Source organism: Streptomyces sp. NPDC015130 (genome assembly GCF_043080005.1).
GTDB lineage: Bacteria > Actinomycetota > Actinomycetes > Streptomycetales > Streptomycetaceae > Streptomyces.
The window spans coordinates 162488-182533 of the sequence record NZ_JBIBVC010000009.1 but is presented as its reverse complement, the minus strand read 5'-3'; the positions used below and the strand labels follow the sequence as shown (position 1 = coordinate 182533).

The following is a 20046-nucleotide window of genomic DNA, read 5'->3' as shown; positions in this document are numbered from 1 at the left end:
CGTCTCAGCCCTTCTGCTTCCGGCGCCGTGCGGACGGCACCGTACGGCCGACGATCACGGTACGTCGCGTGGTGGCCACCGGCACGTCCTCGGCGCCCCGGCCGCGGCCGAGCGCCTTGCGCACGCCGTAACCGAACGCGGCCACCTTGACGAGCGGGCCGCCGAAGGTGGAGGCGACGGTGGAGGAGAGTGCGGACGCGTTGGAGGTGACCTCCTGGACGTCCGAGGCGATGGCGTCGACCCGGTCGAGCTGGGTCTGCGCGGAGCGCACGGTCGCGGAGGCGTCGACGAGGAGGGGAACGGCCTGCTCGGTCACGTCCGCCACCATCTTGGTGGTCGCCCTGAGCGTCTGCGCCAGCCTCACCAGCACCACGGCGAGGAAGGAGACCAGGATCGCCCAGAACACGGCCACCAGGAGCCCGGCAACCTCTCCACCGGTCACGCTGCACCGCTCTCTGCTGTCGTCGGCCCTGCGGGCCCTTGTCAAAACCAGTCACCCGACCCTATCGCGCCCGGGCTGTCCCGCCGTACCGCATTACCGCCCCCGGGAAGGGAGTTGCGGAATCCGATTGTACGGAGCGCGTGCGAATGAGTACGCTCCGTGTCCCATGCGACGGAGCAATCTCCCGGCCGAGCCGAACCGGTTCGTCGGACGGGCCGCCGAGCAGGCCGAACTGGCGCGACTCCTGGAGCGGTCGCGCCTCGTCACGGTCGTCGGGGTGGGCGGGGTCGGCAAGACGAGGCTCGCGCTGAGGGCCGCCTCGGGAGCGCAGAAACGCTACGGCGACGAGGTCCGGCTCGCCGAGCTCGCGCCGCTCCGCGACCCCGACCTGGTGGAGCACGCCCTGGTCGAGGCGCTCGGACTGACCGACCACACGCTGCGGGGACCGCGCGAGGTGCTGGTCGAGCACCTCGCGGAGCGGCGGCTCCTGCTGGTGCTCGACGGGTTCGAGCACCTGGTGGAGAGCTGTGCGCCGCTGGTGCGGGAGCTGCTCGCGCACGCCCCCGGGCTCACGGTCCTCGCAGTGGGCCGTCGGCCCCTGCGGGTGGCGGGCGAGGCCGTGTTCCGGCTGGCGCCGATGGACGAGGCGGACGCGGTGGCGCTGCTCGCGGAACGGGCGGCGGAGGCGGGCGCGCCGGTGGTGCCCGTGGACGACTTCCCCGTACCCGACTCCGTACGCCGCTCCGCGCGCGAAGCCGCCGTGCCCGGCGCCGTGCACGGCTCCACCCACGCCTCCGTGCCCGGCTCCCCCGCGTCCGGCGCCGTGCGCGAGCTCTGCCGTCGGCTCGACGGCATCCCGCTCGCCCTCGAACTGGCCGCCGGCCGGCTGCCCCTGCTCTCGGTCGAGCAGATGCTGTGCCGTCTCGACGACCGCTTCCGGCTGCTCACGGACGGCGCGCTCGGGGCGCTCCCCCGCCACCAGACCCTGCGGACGGCGATCGGCTGGAGCCACGAGCTGTGCACCCCGGAGGAGCGGCTGCTCTGGGCACGGCTCTCGGTCTTCCCCGGCCCCTTCGACCTGGAGGCGGTGGAGTACGTGTGCGGTGGCCCCGAGCTGCCGCCGGACCGGATCCTCGACCTGCTCGGCGGGCTGCTCGCGCAGTCGCTGGTGGCGCGGGAGGACACGCCCGCCGGTCCCGGCTACCGGATCCTGGACACGGTCGCGGCGTACGGGGCGGAGTGGCTGGCCGCGCTCGGCGACACGGAGCGGCTGCGTCGGCGGCACCGCGACTGGTACATGGGGCTGGCGACCTGGTGCGAGCTGGAGTGGTTCAGCCCGCGTCAGGCGGAGGTCGCGGCCCGGACGGACGCGGCCCTGCCGAATCTGCGGGCGGCTCTGGACCTCTGTCTCGAACTCCCGGAGGACGCGCATCTCGCGCAACACCTGGCGGGCACGCTCTGGTTCGCCTGGGTGGGCTGCGGGCGACTCTCGGAGGGCCGGCACTGGCTGGAGCGGGCGCTCGCGCTGGAGTCCGGGCACGAGGAGGCCCGGCTGAAGGCGCTGTGGGTGCTCGGGTACGTGACGATCCTCCAGGGGGACGGTACGGCCGCGGTGGCGGCGCTCCACGAGTGCCGGGAGCGGGCCCGGGCCTCGCGGAACGCGCTGGCGGAGGCGTACGCGACGCACCGGATGGGCTGTCTGGCGCTGCTCTCGGACGACATGCCGCGGGCGGAGGAGCTGATCGGCAGGGCCCTGGACTCGTACCGGGAGCTCGGCGAGCTGAACAGCAACGTGCTGATGGGACAGGTCGAGCTGGCCATGGCGCGGGCCTTCGGGGGCGACCTGGAGGGCGCGGTCGCGATCTGCCGGGAGGTGCGGGAGGTCTGCGAGGAGCGCGGGGAGCGCTGGACCAGGGCGTACGCCCTCTATGTGCTCGCGTTCTCGGCGTGGACCCGGGGCGCGTACGGGGAGGCGCGGGAGCTGCTCGCCGAGTGCGTGACGATCAACCACGCCTTCCGCGACCAGGTCGGGCTCGTCCTGGCGATCGAGCTGCTCGCGCTGGTGACGGTGAGCGAGGGCGACGCGGTGGAGGCGGCGGTGCTGCAGGGCGCGACGGTGCCGGTCTGGGACACCGTGGGCATCCAGCTCTTCGGCTCGGCCTCGTTCGACGGGCCGAGGGCGCTGTGCGAGCAGCACGCGGGCGCGGCCCTGGGGGCGGAGGCGTACGACTCCGCGTTCCGCGAGGGGCGGGCGCTCTCCCTGGACGCGGCGGTGGAGCGGGCGCTCGCGCACCGTCGCGGTCCGGCCGTCGGCGGGCCGGCGGGGACGGCGGGGCGGTCGGCCCCGCGGCCCTTCCGTACGGCCAGGGCGGCGGCGGTCCCGGGAACGCGGAAGCCCGCCGGCTCCCCCACCGGAAAGGGCGGGGAAGCGGCGGGCTGAACACCGCGTGGGTGGTACTACGCCGTTGAGGAGATCAGCGGGCGTAGTACTCGACGACCAGCTGCTCGTCGCAGATGACCGGGATTTCCTTGCGGTTCGGGTCGCGGTCGAGGCGGAAGGCCAGGGCCTTCAGGTTGACCTGCAGGTAGCGCGGGGTCTCGCCGTCGGCGGCGAAGCCACCCTCACGGGCCATCTCGAACAGCGGCTTCGAGCGGCTGCGCTCGCGGACCATCACGACGTCGTCGGGACGGACGCGGAACGACGGCTTGTCGACCTTGCCACCGTTGACCTGGATGTGGCCGTGGACGACCATCTGGCGGGCCTGGTAGATGGTGCGGGCGATGCCCGAACGCAGGACCAGGGCGTCGAGGCGACGCTCGAGCTCGACGACCAGCGCCTCGCCCGTCTTGCCCTCGGCCTTCTTGGCGCGGTCGTAGGCGCGCGCCATCTGGCGCTCGCTGATGTCGTACTGGGCGCGCAGACGCTGCTTCTCGAGCAGACGGACCTTGTAGTCCGAGTTCTGCTTGCGGCCACGGCCGTGCTCGCCCGGCGGGTAGGGGCGGGCCTCGAAGTACTTGACGGCCTTCGGGGTCAGCGCGATGCCGAGGGCACGCGACTTCTTGACCTTGGGACGGGACTGGTTCGGCATGAACCAACCTCTCTCATTGATACGAAAACGGCTTCACCAGGGTTAGGGGAGGTCGCATCCGCAGCCGGGAAACCCGTCCGGTCCGTACGGGACGGACCTGTCGGGCAGCCGCTCCCAGGTCTGGGCACATACGTGCAGCACGCGAACGACCCATCGCCGCTCCCGGGAATCCGGGTGGTGATGGGTGGCCCGCGACACCTTCGAAGGTGCGCGACGCTCCTGGAGACCCCGCCCGAGGGCCGGGTCTCCCGCTGACTGTCCCGCTCTGGTGCGCCGACCGGGGTCGGACACGGGACGCAGCAATCCGGACCAGTGTACCGGGTCCGTGGGCCGCCTTCGCACCGGGCCCGGTGGGCTCCGCCGCAGGCCGGGCGGCGGGGTGCTACTCGTCGCCCTTGAGCCGGGCGCGGACGCGCTCCACCACGTCCGCGTAGCGCGCCTCCGCCCCGTAGCGGGTGGGCTCGTAGTACTGGCGGCCACGGACCTCGTCCGGGGCGTACTGCTGGGCCGCGATGCCGCCCGGCACGTCGTGCGGGTACACGTACCCCTGGGCGTGGCCGAGCTTGGCCGCGCCCTTGTAGTGGCCGTCGCGGAGGTGGGGCGGGACCGAGCCCGCGAGGCCGTTCCGCACGTCGGCCAGGGCGGCGCCGATGGCGGTCGTCGCCGCGTTCGACTTGGGGGCCAGGGCCAGGGCGATCGTGGCGTGGCTCAGGGTGAGCGCGGCCTCCGGGAAACCGATCATGGCGACGGCCTGGGCGGCGGCGACGGCGATCGGCAGCGCGTTCGGATCGGCGAGGCCGATGTCCTCGCTGGCGGAGATCATCAGGCGCCGGGCGATGAAGCGCGGGTCCTCCCCCGCCTCGATCATCCGGGCCAGGTAGTGCAGGGCCGCGTCCACGTCCGAGCCGCGGATGGACTTGATCAGGGCGCTGGCCACGTCGTAGTGCTGGTCGCCGTCCCGGTCGTACTTCACCGCCGCGCGGTCGACGGTCTCCTCGACCGTCTGGAGCGTGATCTCCGGCTCGCCCTTGGCGATGGCGGCGCCGGCCGCCGCCTCCAGGGCGGTGAGGGCCCTCCGGGCGTCGCCGCCGGCGACCCGGAGGAGGTGGGCCTCGGCGTCCTCCGGCAGGGTCACGGCCCCGCCGAGCCCCCGCTCGTCGGTGAGGGCGCGGCCGAGGAGGCCGCGCAGGTCCTCGTCGGTGAGGGGCTCCAGGGTGAGGAGCAGCGAGCGGGAGAGCAGCGGGGAGATGATCGAGAAGTAGGGGTTCTCGGTGGTGGCGGCGATGAGCGTCACCCAGCGGTTCTCCACGGCGGGCAGGAGGGAGTCCTGCTGGGCCTTGGAGAAGCGGTGGATCTCGTCGAGGAAGAGGACGGTCTCCTTGCCGTAGCCGCCGGCCGCGCGCCGGGCGCCCTCGATGACTGCCCGGACCTCCTTGACGCCCGCGGTGATCGCCGAGAGCTCGACGAACCGCTTGTTGGTGGCCTTGGAGACCACGTAGGCCAGGGTGGTCTTCCCGATGCCGGGCGGGCCCCAGAGAATCACCGAGGAGGCGCCGGCGGGGCCGCCGGCGCCGTCTCCCACGAGTCGGCGCAGCGGTGAGCCGGGCTTCAGCAGGTGCTGCTGGCCCACCACCTCGTCGAGGGTGCGGGGGCGCATCCGGACGGCCAGCGGGCTGCTGGACGGGTCCTTCTCCTGGCGGTCTTCGGCGGCTGCGGTAAAGAGGTCGGGCTCCACAGTCATGAAGCCTAGGTCACGCCACCGACAGCCCCGCCGCCGTCAGCTGGTCCAGAAGTCCCACCAGCGGGTCAGGATCAGCATGCCGATGATCCCGACGTGCAGGACGGGCAGGAGCCAGGTGAACTCGTCGAAGAAGGTCCTGAGGCCGGCGGGGGCGGGGATGACACCGTGCCGGACGTTGTGCGAGGTCACGTACCAGAACATGACGATGGTGGCGACCCAGGCCAGGCAGCACCACAGGCAGAGCGAGTTGATCTCGTACAGCGACTGGTACATGAGCCAGGTGCAGAAGCCGACGCCGAAGAGCGTGCCGGCGTTGAGGCCGAGCCAGTACCAGCGGCGGTAGCGGGCGCCCGCGAGCAGTCCGACGCCGATCGCGACGACCACGGCGTACGTGACGAGGCCGAGCATCGGGTTGGGGAAGCCGAAGACCGAGGCCTGCTCGCTCTTCATGATGTTTCCGCAGGAGACGATCGGGTTGAGGCTGCAGCCCGGCGTGAAGTTCGGGTCCTCCAGCAGCTTGAACTTGTCGATCGTGATGACCCAGGCGGCGAGCAGTCCGGCCGCTCCGGTGATCACGAGCAGCCAGGAGAAGGCCCGGCCGGCCCCGATCGTGCCGCCGCCGTCCCGGTCGGACGCGACCTCGTCCACCGCTGCCTTCGCCATGTCACCTGTTCCCTCGCTCGCGGGCCTTGTGGGCACGGACATTCTGCCGCACCCGGCCGTGTGTCCACCGTTCGGTGGACATAAGGACCCGGGCCGCCGCCTCCCCCGGAGACGTGCGGCGGGGCCCGGACCGTGTCACGCGGTCCGGGCCCCTCCGTCCGTACGGTCCGTCAGGCCAGCTTGGCCCGTACCGCGTCCACCAGCTCGTCCACGGCCACGGCCTGCTGCTCGCCGGACTCCATGTCCTTGAGCTGGACGACGCCCTCGGCGAGGTCGCGCTCACCGGCGACGACGGCGAACCGGGCACCGGAGCGGTTGGCGTCCTTCATGGCGCCCTTGAGGCCCTTGCCGCCGAAGGAGAAGTCCGCGGCGACGCCCTCCCGGCGCAGCTCGGTGACCTTGCCGAAGAGGACGCGGCGCGCCTCCTCGCCGAGGGCCACCGCGAAGACGCTGGTGGCTGCGGGGATGTCGAGCTCGACGCCCTCCGCCTCCAGGGCGAGGACCGTGCGGTCCACGCCGAGCGCCCAGCCCACCGACGGCAGCGCGGGGCCGCCGATCATCTCGGAGAGGCCGTCGTAGCGGCCGCCGCCGCCGACCGCGGACTGCGAGCCGAGACCGCCGTGGACGAACTCGAAGGTGGTGCGGGTGTAGTAGTCCAGACCGCGGACCAGCTTGGCGTCGTCCTCGAAGGCGACGCCCGCCGCGGTGATCAGGGCGCGCACCTCCTCGTGGTACGCCTTGCACGCGTCGCACAGGTAGTCGCGCAGGAGCGGCGCGTCGGTCAGCTGCTTCTGCACGGCCTCGCGCTTGTCGTCGAGGACGCGCAGCGGGTTGATCTCGGCGCGGCGCAGGGTGTCCTCGTCGAGGTCGAGGCCCCGCAGGAAGGCCTGGAGGGCCTCCCGGTAGACGGGACGGCACTCCTTGTCGCCGAGCGAGTTCAGCAGGATGCGGAAGTTCCGCAGACCGAGCGAGCGGTACGCCTGGTCGGCGAGGATGATCAGCTCGGCGTCGAGCGCCGGGTCCTCGGCGCCGATCGCCTCGGCGCCGACCTGCGAGAAGTGGCGGTAGCGGCCCGCCTGGGCACGCTCGTAGCGGTAGTACGAGCCGGAGTACCAGAGCTTGACGGGGAGGTTGCCGAGCTTGTGGAGGTTGCCCTGGAGCGCCGCGCGCAGGACGGAGGCGGTGCCCTCCGGCCGCAGGGCGAGCTCGTCGCCGCCCTTGGTCGTCAGGGTGTACATCTCCTTGGACACGATGTCCGTGGACTCGCCGACACCGCGGGAGAACAGCTTCACGTCCTCGAAGCCGGGGGTCTCGACGTAGCCGTAGCCGGAGTTCCGCAGCGGCGCGGAGATCGCCTCGCGCACCGCGAGGAAGGTCGCGGAGCGGGGCGGCAGCAGGTCGTAGGTGCCCTTGGGGGCCTTGAAGGTGCTCACGTGGATCTTCGTCACATTCCTCGTCGGGGAGCCTTCGTGCTCCCGAGGCCGGCGGCCACGTCCCGCAGATAGGGGTTCGTGGCGCGCTCCTGGCCGATGGTCGTCTGGGGACCGTGTCCCGACAGCACCACGGTCGAGTTGTCGAGGGGCAGGCACACGCGGGCCAGCGATTCGAGCATCTCGTCCATGTCACCGCCGGGAAGGTCGGTGCGTCCGACGGAGCCGGCGAACAGCAGGTCCCCGGAGAAGAACACGGAGGGGATCTCCGTGGTCTCCGGCATCCTGAAGGTCACCGACCCCTTGGTATGACCGGGCGCGTGGGCGACGGAGAAGTCGAGACCGGCGAGCTTCAGCTCGGCGCCGTCGGTGAGCTCCCGCACGTCGTCGGGCTCTCCCACGGTCAGCTCGCCCATGAGGGGCATCCCGATGGAGCGGCCGAGGGCCTTCTCCGGGTCGCTCATCATGTACCGGTCGGACGGGTGGATCCACGCGGGGACGTCATGGGCGCCGCACACCGGGACGACGGAGGCGACGTGGTCGATGTGTCCATGGGTGAGGACGACGGCGACGGGCTTGAGCCGATGCTTCTTGAGCGTCTCCTCGACTCCCTGGGCGGCCTGGTGGCCCGGGTCGATGATGACGCACTCCTCGCCTGCGGCGGGGGCGACCAGATAGCAGTTGGTCCCCCAGGCCCCGGCGGGGAACCCGGCAATCAGCACGTTCGTCCTTAGATGTCGTCCGGCACGGGGGCGCGGAATTCGCGGAATCCGCCGAAAACACGGAATGCGGCCGATCAGAGCCTACCGGCGCTGCCGCTTCCACAGCCAACCCGTATACGGTACGGGCACATCCGGCCAGGCCGGGAACAGACGAGCGACGGGAGCGGACCCGGTGGTCACGAGCGATCAGCGGCGGCGGCAGCTTGCCAGGGAGAAGTACGCGCGGCAGCAGGCGCGGCGCGAGGAGAAGCGGCGCAAGGCGAAGCAGCGCAACATCGTCATCGCGGCCTCCCTCGCCGTGGTGCTGGCGGCGGGCGGCGCCGTGTACGCCTCGGTGGCGCTGACCGGCGACGGGAAGGAGTCGGACTCCGTCGCGGGCGACACGCCGACCACCGCGGCCCCGACGCCCACGCAGAGCGAGTCGGCGGCTCCCGAGCCGAAGATGTCCGTGGACGCCAAGGCCGCGTACACCATGTCCCTCAAGACCAACGAGGGCGACATCGCGATCGCGATGGACACGGCGAAGACCCCGCGCACGGTGAACTCCTTCCACCACCTGGCCGCGAAGAAGTACTTCGACGGGAGCAAGTGCCACCGTCTGACGACCGACGGCATCTACGTGCTCCAGTGCGGCGACCCGACCGGTCAGGGCACCGGCGGCCCGGGCTACAACATCCCGGACGAGAACCTGGGCGGCCTGGGCAAGGCGGGCGCGGACGGCAAGGTGACCTACCCGGCGGGCACGGTCGCCATGGCCAACACCGGGCAGCCCGGCACCGGCGGTTCGCAGTTCTTCCTCGTCTACAAGGACAGCAAGCTGCCGCCGAGCTACACCCCCTTCGGGAAGATGGACGCGGCCGGGCTCAAGGCGGTCCAGGACGTGGCCGCGGCCGGTGGCGTGGACGGCGCCTCGGACGGCGCCCCGAAGAAGCCGGTCACCATCGAGAAGGCCACCGTCGCCAAGAAGTGAGCCGGGCGTCCGCACCCGGGCGCGACCGTTGAATTTCGGTCGCGCTGAGTGCGGACAGCCGGGCCGCCGTTCGCCTAGATTGGGCGTTGTGCAGCGTGGGCCTGTCGGCCGCGCGCTGCGGATGGCGGGCGAGGCCCGCCGGGAAACTGTGGACGATGCCCGGGGGGTACCACCCCGCGACGGCATCATGGTGAGGAGGCGCTGTGAGCAGCGACCCGTGGGGCCGCGTCGACGAGACGGGCACCGTGTACGTGCGGACGGCCGAGGGTGAGAAGGTCGTCGGATCGTGGCAGGCCGGCACCCCCGAGGAGGCCCTGGCCTACTTCGAGCGCAAGTACGAGGGCTTGGTGGTCGAGATCGGCCTCCTCGAGAAGCGCGTGAGGACCACCGACCTCTCGGCGAAGGACGCCACCACGGCGATCGAGCACATCCGCCAGCAGATCGACGAGCACCACGCCGTCGGCGACCTGGCGGCGCTCGGCGCCCGGCTGGACAAGCTCGTCACGTCGGTCGACTCGCGCCGCGAGGAGCGCAAGGCCCAGAAGGCCAAGCAGACCGACGAGGCGCGCGCGGCCAAGGAGGCGCTCGTCACCGAGGCCGAGGAGCTGGCCCAGAGCGAGCAGTGGCGCTCCGCGGGTGAGCGGCTCCGGGCGCTCGTGGACACCTGGAAGGGTCTCCCCCGGCTGGACCGCAAGTCCGACGACGAGCTGTGGCACCGCTTCTCGCACGCCCGCTCGGCGTTCTCGAAGCGCCGCAAGGCCCACTTCGCCTCGCTCGACGCCCAGCGCGAGGAGGCCCGCAAGGCCAAGGAGCGTCTGGTCGCCGAGGCGGAGTCGCTGTCGAACTCCACCGACTGGGGCACGACGGCGGCCCGCTACCGCGACCTGATGACCGAGTGGAAGGCGGCCGGCCGGGCGCAGCGCGAGCACGAGGACGACCTGTGGAACCGCTTCCGCGGCGCCCAGGACGTCTTCTTCGCGGCGCGCGGCGAGGTCTTCGCCGAGCGGGACGCGGAGCAGACCGAGAACCTCAAGCTGAAGGAGGAGCTCGCGACCGAGGCCGAGAAGCTGCTCCCGGTGACGGACCTGAAGGCGGCGCGTGCGGCCTTCCGCTCCCTCAACGAGCGCTGGGAGGCCATCGGCCACGTCCCGCGTGACGCCCGCCCGAAGGTCGAGGGCCGGATGCACACGGTGGAGCGGGCGATCCAGGAGGCCGAGGAGAACGAGTGGCGCCGGACGAACCCGGAGGCACGCGCGCGTGCCGCGGGTCTGACCGGTCAGCTGCAGGACGCCGTCGAGAAGCTGCGCAAGCAGATCGACGCGGCCCGCGCCGCCGGGAACGACGCCAAGGCGGACAAGCTCGCCCGCGAGCTGGAGGGCCGCCAGGCCCTGCTCGACCAGGCCATGAAGGGCCTGGAGGAGTTCGGCGGCTGACGTCTCCGTGACCGTACGAGGAAGGCCCCCGGCAATGCGCCGGGGGCCTTCCTCTTGGTGCGTGCGTGCGTGCGTCCGTACGGTGCGGGCTACGGGCGCCGGGCGCTGGTCACGCGGTAGACGTCGTAGACGCCCTCCACGCCCCGGACCGCCTTGAGGACGTGGCCCAGGTGCTTGGGGTCGCCCATCTCGAAGGTGAAGCGGGAGGTGGCCACCCGGTCGCGGGACGTCTGGACGGCCGCCGACAGGATGTTGACGTGCTGGTCCGAGAGGACCCGGGTGACGTCGGAGAGGAGCCGGGAGCGGTCCAGGGCCTCGACCTGGATGGCGACCAGGAAGACCGAGGACTGGGTGGGCGCCCACTCCACGTCGAGGATGCGCTCCGGTTCGCGGGAGAGCGATTCCACGTTCACGCAGTCGCTGCGGTGAACCGATACGCCACTGCCGCGGGTGACGAAGCCGATGATCGGGTCGCCGGGGACGGGCGTGCAGCAGCGCGCCAGCTTGACCCAGACGTCCTCGACGCCCTTGACGACGACGCCGGGGTCCGCGTTGGAGCGGCGCTTGGAGCGGCCGCGGGTCGGCGGGGCGACCTCCTCGATGTCCTCGGTGGCGGCCTCCTCGCCGCCGAGCGCCTGGACCAGCTTCTGGACGATGGACTGGGCGGTGACGTGGCCCTCGCCGATCGCCGCGTACAGCGAGGAGATGTCGGTGTACCGCATCTCGTGGGCGAGGGTGACGAGCGAGTCGCCGGTCAGGATCCGCTGGATCGGCAGGTTCTGCTTGCGCATGGCCCGCGCGATGGCGTCCTTGCCCTGCTCGATGGCCTCGTCGCGGCGCTCCTTGGAGAACCAGGCGCGGATCTTGTTGCGGGCGCGCGGGGACTTGACGAAGCCGAGCCAGTCCCGGGAGGGTCCGGCGCCGGCCGCCTTGGAGGTGAAGACCTCGACCAGGTCGCCGTTGTCGAGGGTCGATTCGAGCGGTACGAGCCGCCCGTTGACCCGCGCTCCTATGGTGCGGTGGCCGACCTCGGTGTGGACCGCGTAGGAGAAGTCGACGGGGGTGGCCCCGGCGGGCAGCGCGATGACGTCGCCCTTGGGCGTGAAGACGAAGACCTCGTTGCGCGAGAGGTCGAAGCGGAGGGACTCCAGGAACTCGCTGGGGTCCTCGGTCTCCTTCTGCCAGTCGAGGAGCTGGCGCAGCCACGCCATGTCGTTGAGGTGGTCGTCCTTGCCGGCCTTCTTCGGCACGTCGGCGCGGACCTTGGAGGCGCCGGCGACGGCCTCCTGCTTGTACTTCCAGTGCGCGGCGATGCCGTACTCGGCGCGCCGGTGCATGTCGAAGGTGCGGATCTGGAGCTCGACGGGCTTGCCGTTGGGTCCGATGACCGTCGTGTGCAGCGACTGGTACATGTTGAACTTCGGCATCGCGATGTAGTCCTTGAACCGGCCGGGGACCGGGTTCCATCGCGCGTGGACGGTGCCGAGAGCGGCGTAGCAGTCCCTGACCGTGTCGACGAGGACACGGATGCCGACCAGGTCGTAGATCTCCGCGAAGTCCCGGCCGCGGACGATCATCTTCTGGTAGACGCTGTAGTAGTGCTTGGGGCGGCCGGTGACGGTGGCCTTGATCCGGGCGGCCCGCAGGTCGATCTGGACCTCGTCGGTCACTATGGCGAGGTACTCGTCCCGCTTGGGCGCGCGCTCGGCGACGAGCCGGACGATCTCGTCGTACATCTTGGGGTAGAGGATCGCGAAGGCGAGGTCCTCCAGCTCCCACTTGATGGTGTTCATGCCCAGGCGGTGGGCCAGGGGCGCGTAGATCTCGAGGGTCTCGCGGGCCTTCTTCTCCTGCTTCTCCCGCTTGAGGTACCGCATGGTGCGCATGTTGTGCAGGCGGTCGGCGAGCTTGATGACCAGGACGCGCGGGTCCTTGGCCATGGCGACGACCATCTTGCGGACGGTCTCGGCCTGCGCGGCCTCGCCGAACCGGACCTTGTCGAGCTTGGTGACGCCGTCGACGAGCAGGGTGACCTGGTCGCCGAAGTCGCGGCGCAGGTCCTCCAGGCCGTACTCGGTGTCCTCGACGGTGTCGTGCAGGAGGCCGGCCATCAGCGTCGCCGGGTCCATGCCGAGCTCGGCGAGGATCGTCGTGACCGCGAGCGGGTGCGTGATGTACGGGTCGCCGCTCTTGCGCTTCTGGCCGCGGTGCCAGCGCTCGGCGACCTGGTAGGCGCGCTCGATCTGGCGGAGCGTCGCCGTCTCGATCTTGGGGTCGTTGGAGCGGACGATACGCAGCAGCGGTTCGAGGACCGGGTTGTACGGGGACGAGCGCTGGACGCCGAGGCGGGCGAGGCGCGCGCGGACGCGGTTGGACGAGCCGCCCGAGCGGGCGGGCGGGGCCGGCGTGGGCCGGGCGGTCGAGGCCGGGGCGGGCGCCTCGGGCGGGGGCCCGGTCTCCGCGGGCTTGTTCTGGGGCGTGCCGGTCCCCGGCGCGGCCTTTTCGGCCTTCGGGTCGGGCTGCGCGGCGGAGAGTGACTGGGCCTCGTCTGGCAAGAGCGCTCCTCGTGCGGTTCCGGGTCCCCCGGTCAGGCCCGGAATGGCCATGGTATCGAGCCACGCCCCGGCCTGCTCACGCACCCGGGACGCGGACGGCCCCGGCGGTCCGGAAGCACGCTTTTCCGGTCCCGTAAGGGGACACAAGGGAAAAACAGCGGGGGCGCCCCGGGGATTCCCGGAGCGCCCCTGTGGGCCTTGCCGTGGGCCGTGCTGTCGGACCCGCCGGGTCAGACCGTGATCAGCGCCGTGAGCGGGGCACCGCCGAGGACGGGTTCCAGCCGGGCACGGCCCGGGAGGAAGCCCAGCTCCATGAGGACCGCGACACCCGCGACCTCGGCGCCGGCCCGGCGGACCAGCTCGATCGAGGCCTCGGCCGTGCCGCCGGTGGCGAGGACGTCGTCGATGACCATGACGCGGTCGCCCGCGGCCAGGTCCTCGGCGTGCACCTCGATCTCCGCGGAGCCGTACTCCAGGTCGTACGCCTGGCTGAGCGTGGCGCCGGGGAGCTTGCCGGCCTTGCGGACCGGGATGAAGCCGATGCCCGCGCGGACGGCCACCGGGGCGGCCAGGATGAAGCCGCGGGCCTCCAGGCCGACGATCTTCGTCGCGCCGTGCGCGGTGCACAGCCCGGCGAGGGTGTCGGTGAGGGCCGTGAACGCCACCGGGTCCGCGAGCAGCGGCGTGATGTCCTTGAACAGCACGCCCGGCTTCGGGTAGTCGGGGACGTCGCGGATGCGGCTGAGCAGCAGCTCGGTGACGTCCTGCGTGCCGGCGGTCATCCGCGGTGCTCCTGCGCTCCGTGGCGGCCCACGCGCGGGCCGACGACGGCGGCCTCGGCGGACAGCTCGTCATCGGCGTCCAGCGGCTCGCCCTTGGCGGCGGCGGCCGCCCGCTTGACCTGGATGCGCTTCTTGAGCGCCTTGATCGCCGGCTCGCGCTCCTTGAGGTCGGCGACGAGCGGGGTGGCGATGAAGATCGAGGAGTACGCGCCGGCGGCGAGACCCACGAACAGCGACAGCGAGATGTCGTTCAGCATGCCGGCGCCGAGGACGCCGCCACCGATGAAGAGCAGGCCGGCGACCGGCAGCAGCGCGACGACGGTGGTGTTGATCGAACGGACCAGGGTGCCGTTGATCGACCGGTTGGCCAGCTCGCTGTAGGTGAAGCGGGTCTGCTTCGTGATGTCCTTCGTCTGTTCCTTGAGGGAGTCGAAGACCACGACCGTGTCGTACAGCGAATAACCGAGGATCGTCAGCAGACCGATGACCGTACCGACGGTGACCTCGAAGCCGACCAGTGAGTAGATGCCCACCGTGATCGTGAGGTCGTGGATGAGGGCGATGAGTGCCGCGACCGCCATTCTCCACTCGAAGGCGATGGCCAGGTAGATCACCACGAGGATCATGAAGATCCCCAGACCGGTCCAGGCCTTGGTCGCGATCTGCTCACCCCAGCTGGGGCCGACGAGCTCTGCCGCGATCTTGTCCTCGGGGACGTTCATGTCCTTGGCGAGCTCCTCGCGGACCTGGTCGGACTGCGCGGTGTCGAGACCGCCGACCTGGATGCGGAGGGAGCCGTTGCCGAGCTGCTGGACGATCGCGTCGTGGCCGGAGGCCTCTTCCGCGTACTCCTGCGCCTGGCTGACGGAGACGTCCGACTTCGGGGTGGTGAAGACGGCGCCGCCCTGGAACTCGATGCCCATGTTGAGGCCGCGGACGGCCAGGGCCACGATGGCGGTGATGGTGATCAGGATGGACAGGCCATACCAGATCTTGCGGTTGCCGATGAAGTCGTAACCGACCTCACCGCGGTGGAGCCGGGCGCCGAGATCGCCGAGCTTCGACATCTCACGCCTCCTTCGGGTCGGCAGCGGCAGGGGCAGTGGCACGGCGGGCGCGGCGCAGCGGCGGCTTGGCGCCGAGACGCTTCGGGTCGAGACCCGACCACGGGTGACCGTTGCCGAAGAACTTGGTCTTCGCGAGCATCGTCATGAGCGGCTTGGTGAAGAGGAACACCACGACGATGTCGAGCAGGGTGGTGAGGCCGAGCGTGAACGCGAAGCCCTGGACCTTGCCGACGGTGACGACGAAGAGCACGGCCGCGGCCAGGAACGACACGAAGTCGGAGACCAGGATGGTGCGGCGGGCGCGCGGCCAGGCGCGCTCGACGGCCGGGCGGAGCGTGCGGCCCTCGCGGAGCTCGTCGCGGATGCGCTCGAAGTAGACGATGAACGAGTCCGCGGTGATACCGATGGCGACGATGGCGCCGCAGACGGCCGGCAGGTTCAGCGCGAAGCCGATGGCCGGGCCGAGCAGGGCCATGATCACGTAGGTGAGCAGGGCCGAGACACCGAGGCTGAGGATGGCGATCAGCGACAGGCCGCGGTAGTAGGCGACCAGGTAGATGATGACCAGGCCGAGACCGATGGCGCCGGCGATGAGACCGGCTTCCAGCTGGTCACCGCCGAGGGCGGCGGTGACGGTGTCGACGCTCTGGGTCTCGAAGGTGAGCGGCAGGGCACCGTAGGACAGGATGTTGCCCAGGTCCTGGGCGGACTCCTGGTTGAAGTTGCCCGAGATCTCCGCGCTGGCGCTGAGGGTCTGGCGCACCGAGGGCGCCGAGACGACCTGGCCGTCGAGGACGATCGCGAAGCGGTTCTGCGGGTCGGCCTGCTGCGAGAGCTTGCCGGTGATCGACTGGAACTTCTTCGAACCCTCGTCCGTGAAGTCCATGGTGACGATCCACATACCGCGCTGCTGGTCGAACTGGCCCTTGGCGTCGTCGACGTCCTTGCCCTCGACCTCGGCGGGACCGAGGAGGTACTTCGCCCACACGCCGGGGGCGTCCTCGCCACAGGCCACGGTGGGCTGGGACGGCTTGACGCCCTGGCCGGCGGCGGCGCGCTGCTTGGGGTCGAGGCAGTTCAGGGAGGCGAACTTCTGCTGGAGCGCCGCGGTGGCGGCGTCGGGCGAAGGGGTCGCCTGGGGGGTGCCGGTGGCCTTCGGCTTCGCCGAGGACGAGGCGGTCGCCGTGGGCGTCGGGCTCGGGGCCTTGAGGGCCTCGCTGACCGCGCGGCCCTGCGTGGTGGCGGTGGCCGTCGGGGTCTTCCCGCCGACGCTCGCGCCGGTGGAGGAGGCGGACGGCTTGGCCGAGGGGGTGCCCGAGGCCGAGCCCGAGGGGGTGGCGCTCGGGGCGGCCGGGGGCGCGCCGTCGGTGACGGTGAGAACGGGCCGGAAGTAGAGCTGGGCGGTGGTGCCGACCTGCTCGCGGGCCTGCTTCTCGTTCGTTCCCCGGGGGATGTTGACGATGATGTTCTCGCGGCCCTGGGTCTGGACCTCGGCCTCGGAGACACCCAGACCGTTGACACGGCGCTCGATGATGCCGACCGCGGTGTTCATGTTGGTCTCGTTGACCGCCGACTCCTGGCCGGGCTCGGCCTTCGCCTTGAGCGTGATCGACGTTCCGCCGGCGAGGTCGATGCCGAGGCGCGGGGTGGTGTGCCCCGACCAGAACATGCCGCCGGTGAGCGCGACCATGGCGATCAGGATGATTGCCAGGGCGCGGCCCGGACGGCTCTGTCCCCCCGCCGGCCTTCGGCCCTTCTTCGGTGCTGCCACCTGTCGTATCTCCCTGTCCAACCGCCTCTCGCCGGGTATGCGTGAGACGGCCACGAAGTGTGTGTGGGGACCTGCCCCCGCAGACATACAACCGATCCGGGGACCGCGCACACCGGTGGGCGTGCGCCGGGTCCCCGGCCGCGACTACTTCGCGTCGGTCTCGCCGTCGGCCTTGCCGTCCTTCTGCCCCTCGGTGCCGGCCTCGGCCGCGTCCGCCTTCTTCGTCAGGTCGGCCTTCGGCGCCGCGTCCTCGGCCTCGACGTCGGCGGTCTCGGTGAGCGAGGAGGCGTCGTCCGGGACGACGGTGTCGGTGTCCGACTCCGGGTCGTCGCCGTGGACGATGCGGTTGTACTCGGAGTCCTCGAGGACCGCGCCGATCGCGTTCTTGGCGTAGACGGCGTGGACGCCGGGGGCGACCTCGAGGAGGACGGTCTCGTCGCCGATCTCCTTGACGGTGGCGTACATCCCCCCGATCGTCCGCACGCCGGTGCCGGGCTGCATCTCGTCGCGCATCTGCGCGGCCGCCTGCTGCTTCTTCTTCGCAGAGCGGGTCATCAGGAACATGGCCCCGATGAGGACGATGAAGGGGAGGAGGGTCACGATGCTCACGGGACGGGTTTCCTTCGCACGGTCGCGGAGAACCCGCGGCCTGATCTTCGGGGGTGGGCGCGCCGACCAGAAAGGGCGGCAACGGCGGAGTCTAGGCGAGTCCGCATCGATGGAACAACGTCCAGCATCGCACCCTGGTTCCGGTCCGGGCGAGTGTCAGCACCGTCACGCCCCGAAGAGCCCCTGTTGTCCCGTTCCCATGCCATACCCTGCGCCGCCCGGGCCCGCTGCCTGCGGCGGAACCAGTCCGAGGTGGGTCCACGCGGCGGGAGTAGCGACCCGGCCACGGGGTGTGCGGGCCAGGAGTCCCTCGCGTACGAGGAAGGGTTCGGCGACCTCCTCGACGGTCTCGCGCTCCTCCCCCACGGCGACCGCGAGGGTGGACAGGCCGACCGGGCCGCCGCCGAAGAGCTTGAGCAGGGCCTCCAGGACGGCGCGGTCGAGCCGGTCGAGGCCCCGGCTGTCCACCTCGTACACCCGGAGGGCCGCCTCGGCGATCTCCCGGGTGATCACTCCGTCGGCCTTGACCTGCGCGTAGTCCCGGACGCGGCGCAGCAGACGGTTGGCGATACGGGGGGTGCCGCGGGAGCGGCCGGCGATCTCGGCGGCGCCGTCGGGGTCGATCTCGACGTCGAGGAGGCCCGCGGAGCGGTGGACGACGCGCTGGAGCTCGCCCGGGTCGTAGAACTCCATGTGCGCGGTGAAGCCGAAGCGGTCGCGCAGCGGGGGCGGCAGGAGGCCGGCCCGGGTGGTGGCGCCGACCAGGGTGAAGGGCGGGAGCTCCAGGGGGATGGCGGTGGCGCCGGGCCCCTTGCCGACGATGACGTCGACGCGGAAGTCCTCCATCGCCATGTAGAGCATCTCCTCGGCGGGCCGGGACATGCGGTGGATCTCGTCGAGGAAGAGGATCTCGCCCTCCTGGAGGGAGGAGAGGATCGCGGCGAGGTCGCCGGCGTGCTGGATGGCGGGGCCGGAGGTGATGCGGATCGGCGCGTTCATCTCGGCGGCGATGATCATCGAGAGGGTGGTCTTGCCGAGGCCGGGGGCACCGGAGAGCAGCACGTGGTCGGCGGTGGCGCCGCGCTGGCGGGCCGCCTTGAGGACCAGGTCGAGCTGCTGGCGGACCTTCTCCTGGCCGACGAACTCGCTGAGGTCCTTGGGGCGCAGGGCGGCCTCGACGGCCTGGTCGTCCCCCTCGGCGGCGGCGCCGACGATCCGCGCCTCGGCCTCGGCTGCCTCGGCGGTGGTGTCGTCGTCCCAGTTCACGGTGGATGCCTTCTCGTTCGTACGGTCGGGGTGGCGCCCGGCCCCCGCTGGGGCCGGCGGGGGTCAGCGGGCGCGGTTGAGGGTCTGCAGGGCGGCGCGGAGCAGCTGCGGTACGGGCGCGGTGCCGGTCTCGGCGAGGGCGGCCTCGGCCTGCGGGGTGACGGCGCCGACGGCCTCCTCCGCCTCGCGGCTCGCGTAGCCGAGGCCGATGAGGGCGGCGGAGAGCTGCTCGGTCCAGGGCGCGGGGCCGGCGGCGGCGCGCTGTGCGCCGAGCGTGCCGCTGCTGCCCAGGGGGGCGCCGAGCTTGTCCTTCAGTTCGAGGAGGAGCTTCTGCGCGCCCTTCTTGCCGATGCCGGGGACGGCGGTGAGGGCCTTCTCGTCGCCGGTGGAGACGGCGACCCGCAGCGCGTCGGGGCTGTGCACGCCGAGCATCGCCTGGGCGAGTCGGGGGCCGACGCCGCTGGCGGTCTGGAGCAGTTCGAAGACCTGCCGCTCGTCGTCGTCGGCGAAGCCGTACAGGGTGAGCGAGTCCTCGCGGACGACCAGGGAGGTGGCGAGCCGGGCCTCCTGACCGATCCTCAGGGCGGAGAGGGTGTTCGGCGTGCACTGCACGGCCATGCCCACACCGCCGACCTCGATGACCGCGGTGCTGGGGGCGAGGGCGGCGACCGGGCCGCTGACGAAGGCGATCATCGGGTTCGGCCTTTCACGGCGGAGGACTGGTGCGGGGTGGCTGCCTGGTGCGGGGGGACCGCCGACTGCCGGGCGGCTGCCTGCTGCTGGGCGGCCTGGTGTCTGGCGACCGCCTGCTGGAGGCGGTTCTGGGCGACGGCCTGCTGGAGCCGGTTCTGGGCGGGGGCGCGCCAGATGTGGCAGATGGCGAGCGCGAGGGCGTCGGCGGCATCGGCCGGCTTGGGGGGTTCGGAGAGCCGCAGGAGCCGGGTCACCATGGCTCCGACCTGGGCCTTGTCGGCGCGGCCGCTGCCGGTGACGGCGGCCTTGACCTCGCTGGGGGTGTGCAGGGCGACGGGGATGCCGCGGCGCGAGGCGCACAGCATGGCGACCGCGCTGGCCTGGGCCGTGCCCATCACCGTACGCACGTTGTGCTGGCTGAACACCCGCTCCACGGCGACCAGTTCGGGTGAGAAGCGGTCGAGCCACTCCTCGAGGCCGCGCTCGATGCCGACGAGGCGCACGCCGATGTCCGCGTCGGCCGCCGTGCGGACCACGCCCACCCCGAGCATGGTCAGGGGCCGGCCGGCGACGCCCTCGACGACGCCGACGCCGCACCGGGTCAGCCCGGGGTCCACCCCGAGAACGCGCACTGTGCCCCTCCCTGGACCGCTGTCGCTCAACTGTTTGTGCAGGCTATCGGGTGGCACTGACAACGCAGCGGGGGGGCGGGGGGGGGGGGGCCCCCCCCCCCCGCCCGGGGGGCCCGGGGAGGGGGCGCCCCGCTGACAAACACACCCCCCCGGAGGCCGCAAGGGGGGCAACGTGTGCACA

Annotated in this window: 17 protein-coding genes; 3 read left to right on the top strand and 14 right to left on the bottom strand. The window is 71.8% G+C overall.

From position 1 onward, the window contains the following. Positions 1 to 4 precede the first annotated feature (4 nt). Positions 5 to 442, bottom strand: coding sequence for a DUF948 domain-containing protein (locus ACF08F_RS20855; RefSeq protein ID WP_392300005.1), 438 nt, complete (start codon positions 440 to 442; stop codon positions 5 to 7). Positions 443 to 608: 166 nt separating this feature from the next. Between ACF08F_RS20855 and ACF08F_RS20850 the strand changes: the two genes are divergently transcribed. Further along, on the top strand, positions 609 to 2882 hold the full coding sequence (locus ACF08F_RS20850) for an ATP-binding protein (protein WP_392300004.1): 2274 nt from the start codon (positions 609 to 611) through the stop codon (positions 2880 to 2882). 34 nt (positions 2883 to 2916) lie between these two features. Here the strand turns inward: ACF08F_RS20850 and rpsD are convergent, their stop codons facing one another. The 5 genes from rpsD to ACF08F_RS20825 form a co-directional block, all read right to left on the bottom strand. Further along, positions 2917 to 3531, bottom strand: a complete 615-nt coding sequence (gene rpsD / locus ACF08F_RS20845; protein ID WP_392300003.1) for a 30S ribosomal protein S4 — start codon at positions 3529 to 3531, stop codon at positions 2917 to 2919. A 382-nt stretch (positions 3532 to 3913) separates the two neighbouring features. Further along, positions 3914 to 5266, bottom strand: a complete 1353-nt coding sequence (locus ACF08F_RS20840) for a replication-associated recombination protein A (RefSeq protein WP_392300124.1) — start codon at positions 5264 to 5266, stop codon at positions 3914 to 3916. Between the two features lie 42 nt (positions 5267 to 5308). Further along, on the bottom strand, positions 5309 to 5935 hold the full coding sequence (locus ACF08F_RS20835) for a vitamin K epoxide reductase family protein (RefSeq protein ID WP_392300002.1): 627 nt from the start codon (positions 5933 to 5935) through the stop codon (positions 5309 to 5311). 170 nt (positions 5936 to 6105) lie between these two features. Next, positions 6106 to 7368, bottom strand: a complete 1263-nt coding sequence (hisS, locus tag ACF08F_RS20830; RefSeq protein ID WP_392300001.1) for a histidine--tRNA ligase — start codon at positions 7366 to 7368, stop codon at positions 6106 to 6108. An 11-nt stretch (positions 7369 to 7379) separates the two neighbouring features. Continuing rightward, the gene (locus ACF08F_RS20825; protein WP_359672093.1) at positions 7380 to 8087 is read right to left on the bottom strand and encodes an MBL fold metallo-hydrolase; all 708 of its coding nucleotides are present in this window, start codon (positions 8085 to 8087) and stop codon (positions 7380 to 7382) included. Positions 8088 to 8259: 172 nt separating this feature from the next. On the opposite strand from ACF08F_RS20825, the gene ACF08F_RS20820 reads away from it, so the two are divergent. Then, positions 8260 to 9057, top strand: coding sequence for a peptidylprolyl isomerase (locus ACF08F_RS20820; RefSeq protein WP_392300000.1), 798 nt, complete (start codon positions 8260 to 8262; stop codon positions 9055 to 9057). A 203-nt stretch (positions 9058 to 9260) separates the two neighbouring features. Continuing rightward, positions 9261 to 10490 (top strand): DUF349 domain-containing protein, encoded by a 1230-nt coding sequence (locus ACF08F_RS20815; protein ID WP_392299999.1) that lies wholly within the window; start codon positions 9261 to 9263, stop codon positions 10488 to 10490. An 89-nt stretch (positions 10491 to 10579) separates the two neighbouring features. On the opposite strand, the gene ACF08F_RS20810 is transcribed toward ACF08F_RS20815, so the two are convergent. The 8 genes from ACF08F_RS20810 to ruvC form a co-directional block, all read right to left on the bottom strand. Beyond that, a complete protein-coding gene (locus ACF08F_RS20810) occupies positions 10580 to 13045 on the bottom strand; it encodes a RelA/SpoT family protein (RefSeq protein WP_392299998.1) in 2466 nt (821 codons plus the stop codon). Between the two features lie 230 nt (positions 13046 to 13275). Then, on the bottom strand, positions 13276 to 13827 hold the full coding sequence (locus ACF08F_RS20805; RefSeq protein ID WP_392299997.1) for an adenine phosphoribosyltransferase: 552 nt from the start codon (positions 13825 to 13827) through the stop codon (positions 13276 to 13278). Further along, a complete protein-coding gene (gene secF, locus ACF08F_RS20800; RefSeq protein WP_392299996.1) occupies positions 13824 to 14894 on the bottom strand; it encodes a protein translocase subunit SecF in 1071 nt (356 codons plus the stop codon). The genes ACF08F_RS20805 and secF overlap by 4 nt, the downstream gene beginning before the upstream one ends. Before the next feature lies 1 nt (position 14895). Further along, positions 14896 to 16665: a protein translocase subunit SecD gene (gene secD, locus ACF08F_RS20795; protein ID WP_392299995.1), complete on the bottom strand. Its 1770-nt coding sequence runs from the start codon at positions 16663 to 16665 to the stop codon at positions 14896 to 14898. Between the two features lie 144 nt (positions 16666 to 16809). Further along, on the bottom strand, positions 16810 to 17274 hold the full coding sequence (gene yajC, locus ACF08F_RS20790; RefSeq protein WP_392299994.1) for a preprotein translocase subunit YajC: 465 nt from the start codon (positions 17272 to 17274) through the stop codon (positions 16810 to 16812). Between the two features lie 165 nt (positions 17275 to 17439). Beyond that, entirely contained in the window at positions 17440 to 18540 is a 1101-nt protein-coding gene (gene ruvB / locus ACF08F_RS20785) for a Holliday junction branch migration DNA helicase RuvB (protein WP_392299993.1), read from the bottom strand. A 63-nt stretch (positions 18541 to 18603) separates the two neighbouring features. Then, positions 18604 to 19233: a Holliday junction branch migration protein RuvA gene (gene ruvA, locus ACF08F_RS20780; RefSeq protein WP_392299992.1), complete on the bottom strand. Its 630-nt coding sequence runs from the start codon at positions 19231 to 19233 to the stop codon at positions 18604 to 18606. Beyond that, positions 19230 to 19865 (bottom strand): crossover junction endodeoxyribonuclease RuvC, encoded by a 636-nt coding sequence (gene ruvC, locus ACF08F_RS20775; protein WP_392299991.1) that lies wholly within the window; start codon positions 19863 to 19865, stop codon positions 19230 to 19232. The genes ruvA and ruvC overlap by 4 nt, the downstream gene beginning before the upstream one ends. Between the last annotated feature and the right edge of the window lie 181 nt (positions 19866 to 20046).

Coding starts and splice junctions, on each gene's coding strand:
- ACF08F_RS20805 (WP_392299997.1), bottom strand. CDS start 13,827: ATGACCGCCGGCACGCAGGACGTCACCGAGCTGCTGCTCAGCCGCATC.
- rpsD (WP_392300003.1), bottom strand. CDS start 3,531: ATGCCGAACCAGTCCCGTCCCAAGGTCAAGAAGTCGCGTGCCCTCGGC.
- secF (WP_392299996.1), bottom strand. CDS start 14,894: ATGTCGAAGCTCGGCGATCTCGGCGCCCGGCTCCACCGCGGTGAGGTC.
- ACF08F_RS20835 (WP_392300002.1), bottom strand. CDS start 5,935: ATGGCGAAGGCAGCGGTGGACGAGGTCGCGTCCGACCGGGACGGCGGC.
- ruvA (WP_392299992.1), bottom strand. CDS start 19,233: ATGATCGCCTTCGTCAGCGGCCCGGTCGCCGCCCTCGCCCCCAGCACC.
- ACF08F_RS20850 (WP_392300004.1), top strand. CDS start 609: ATGCGACGGAGCAATCTCCCGGCCGAGCCGAACCGGTTCGTCGGACGG.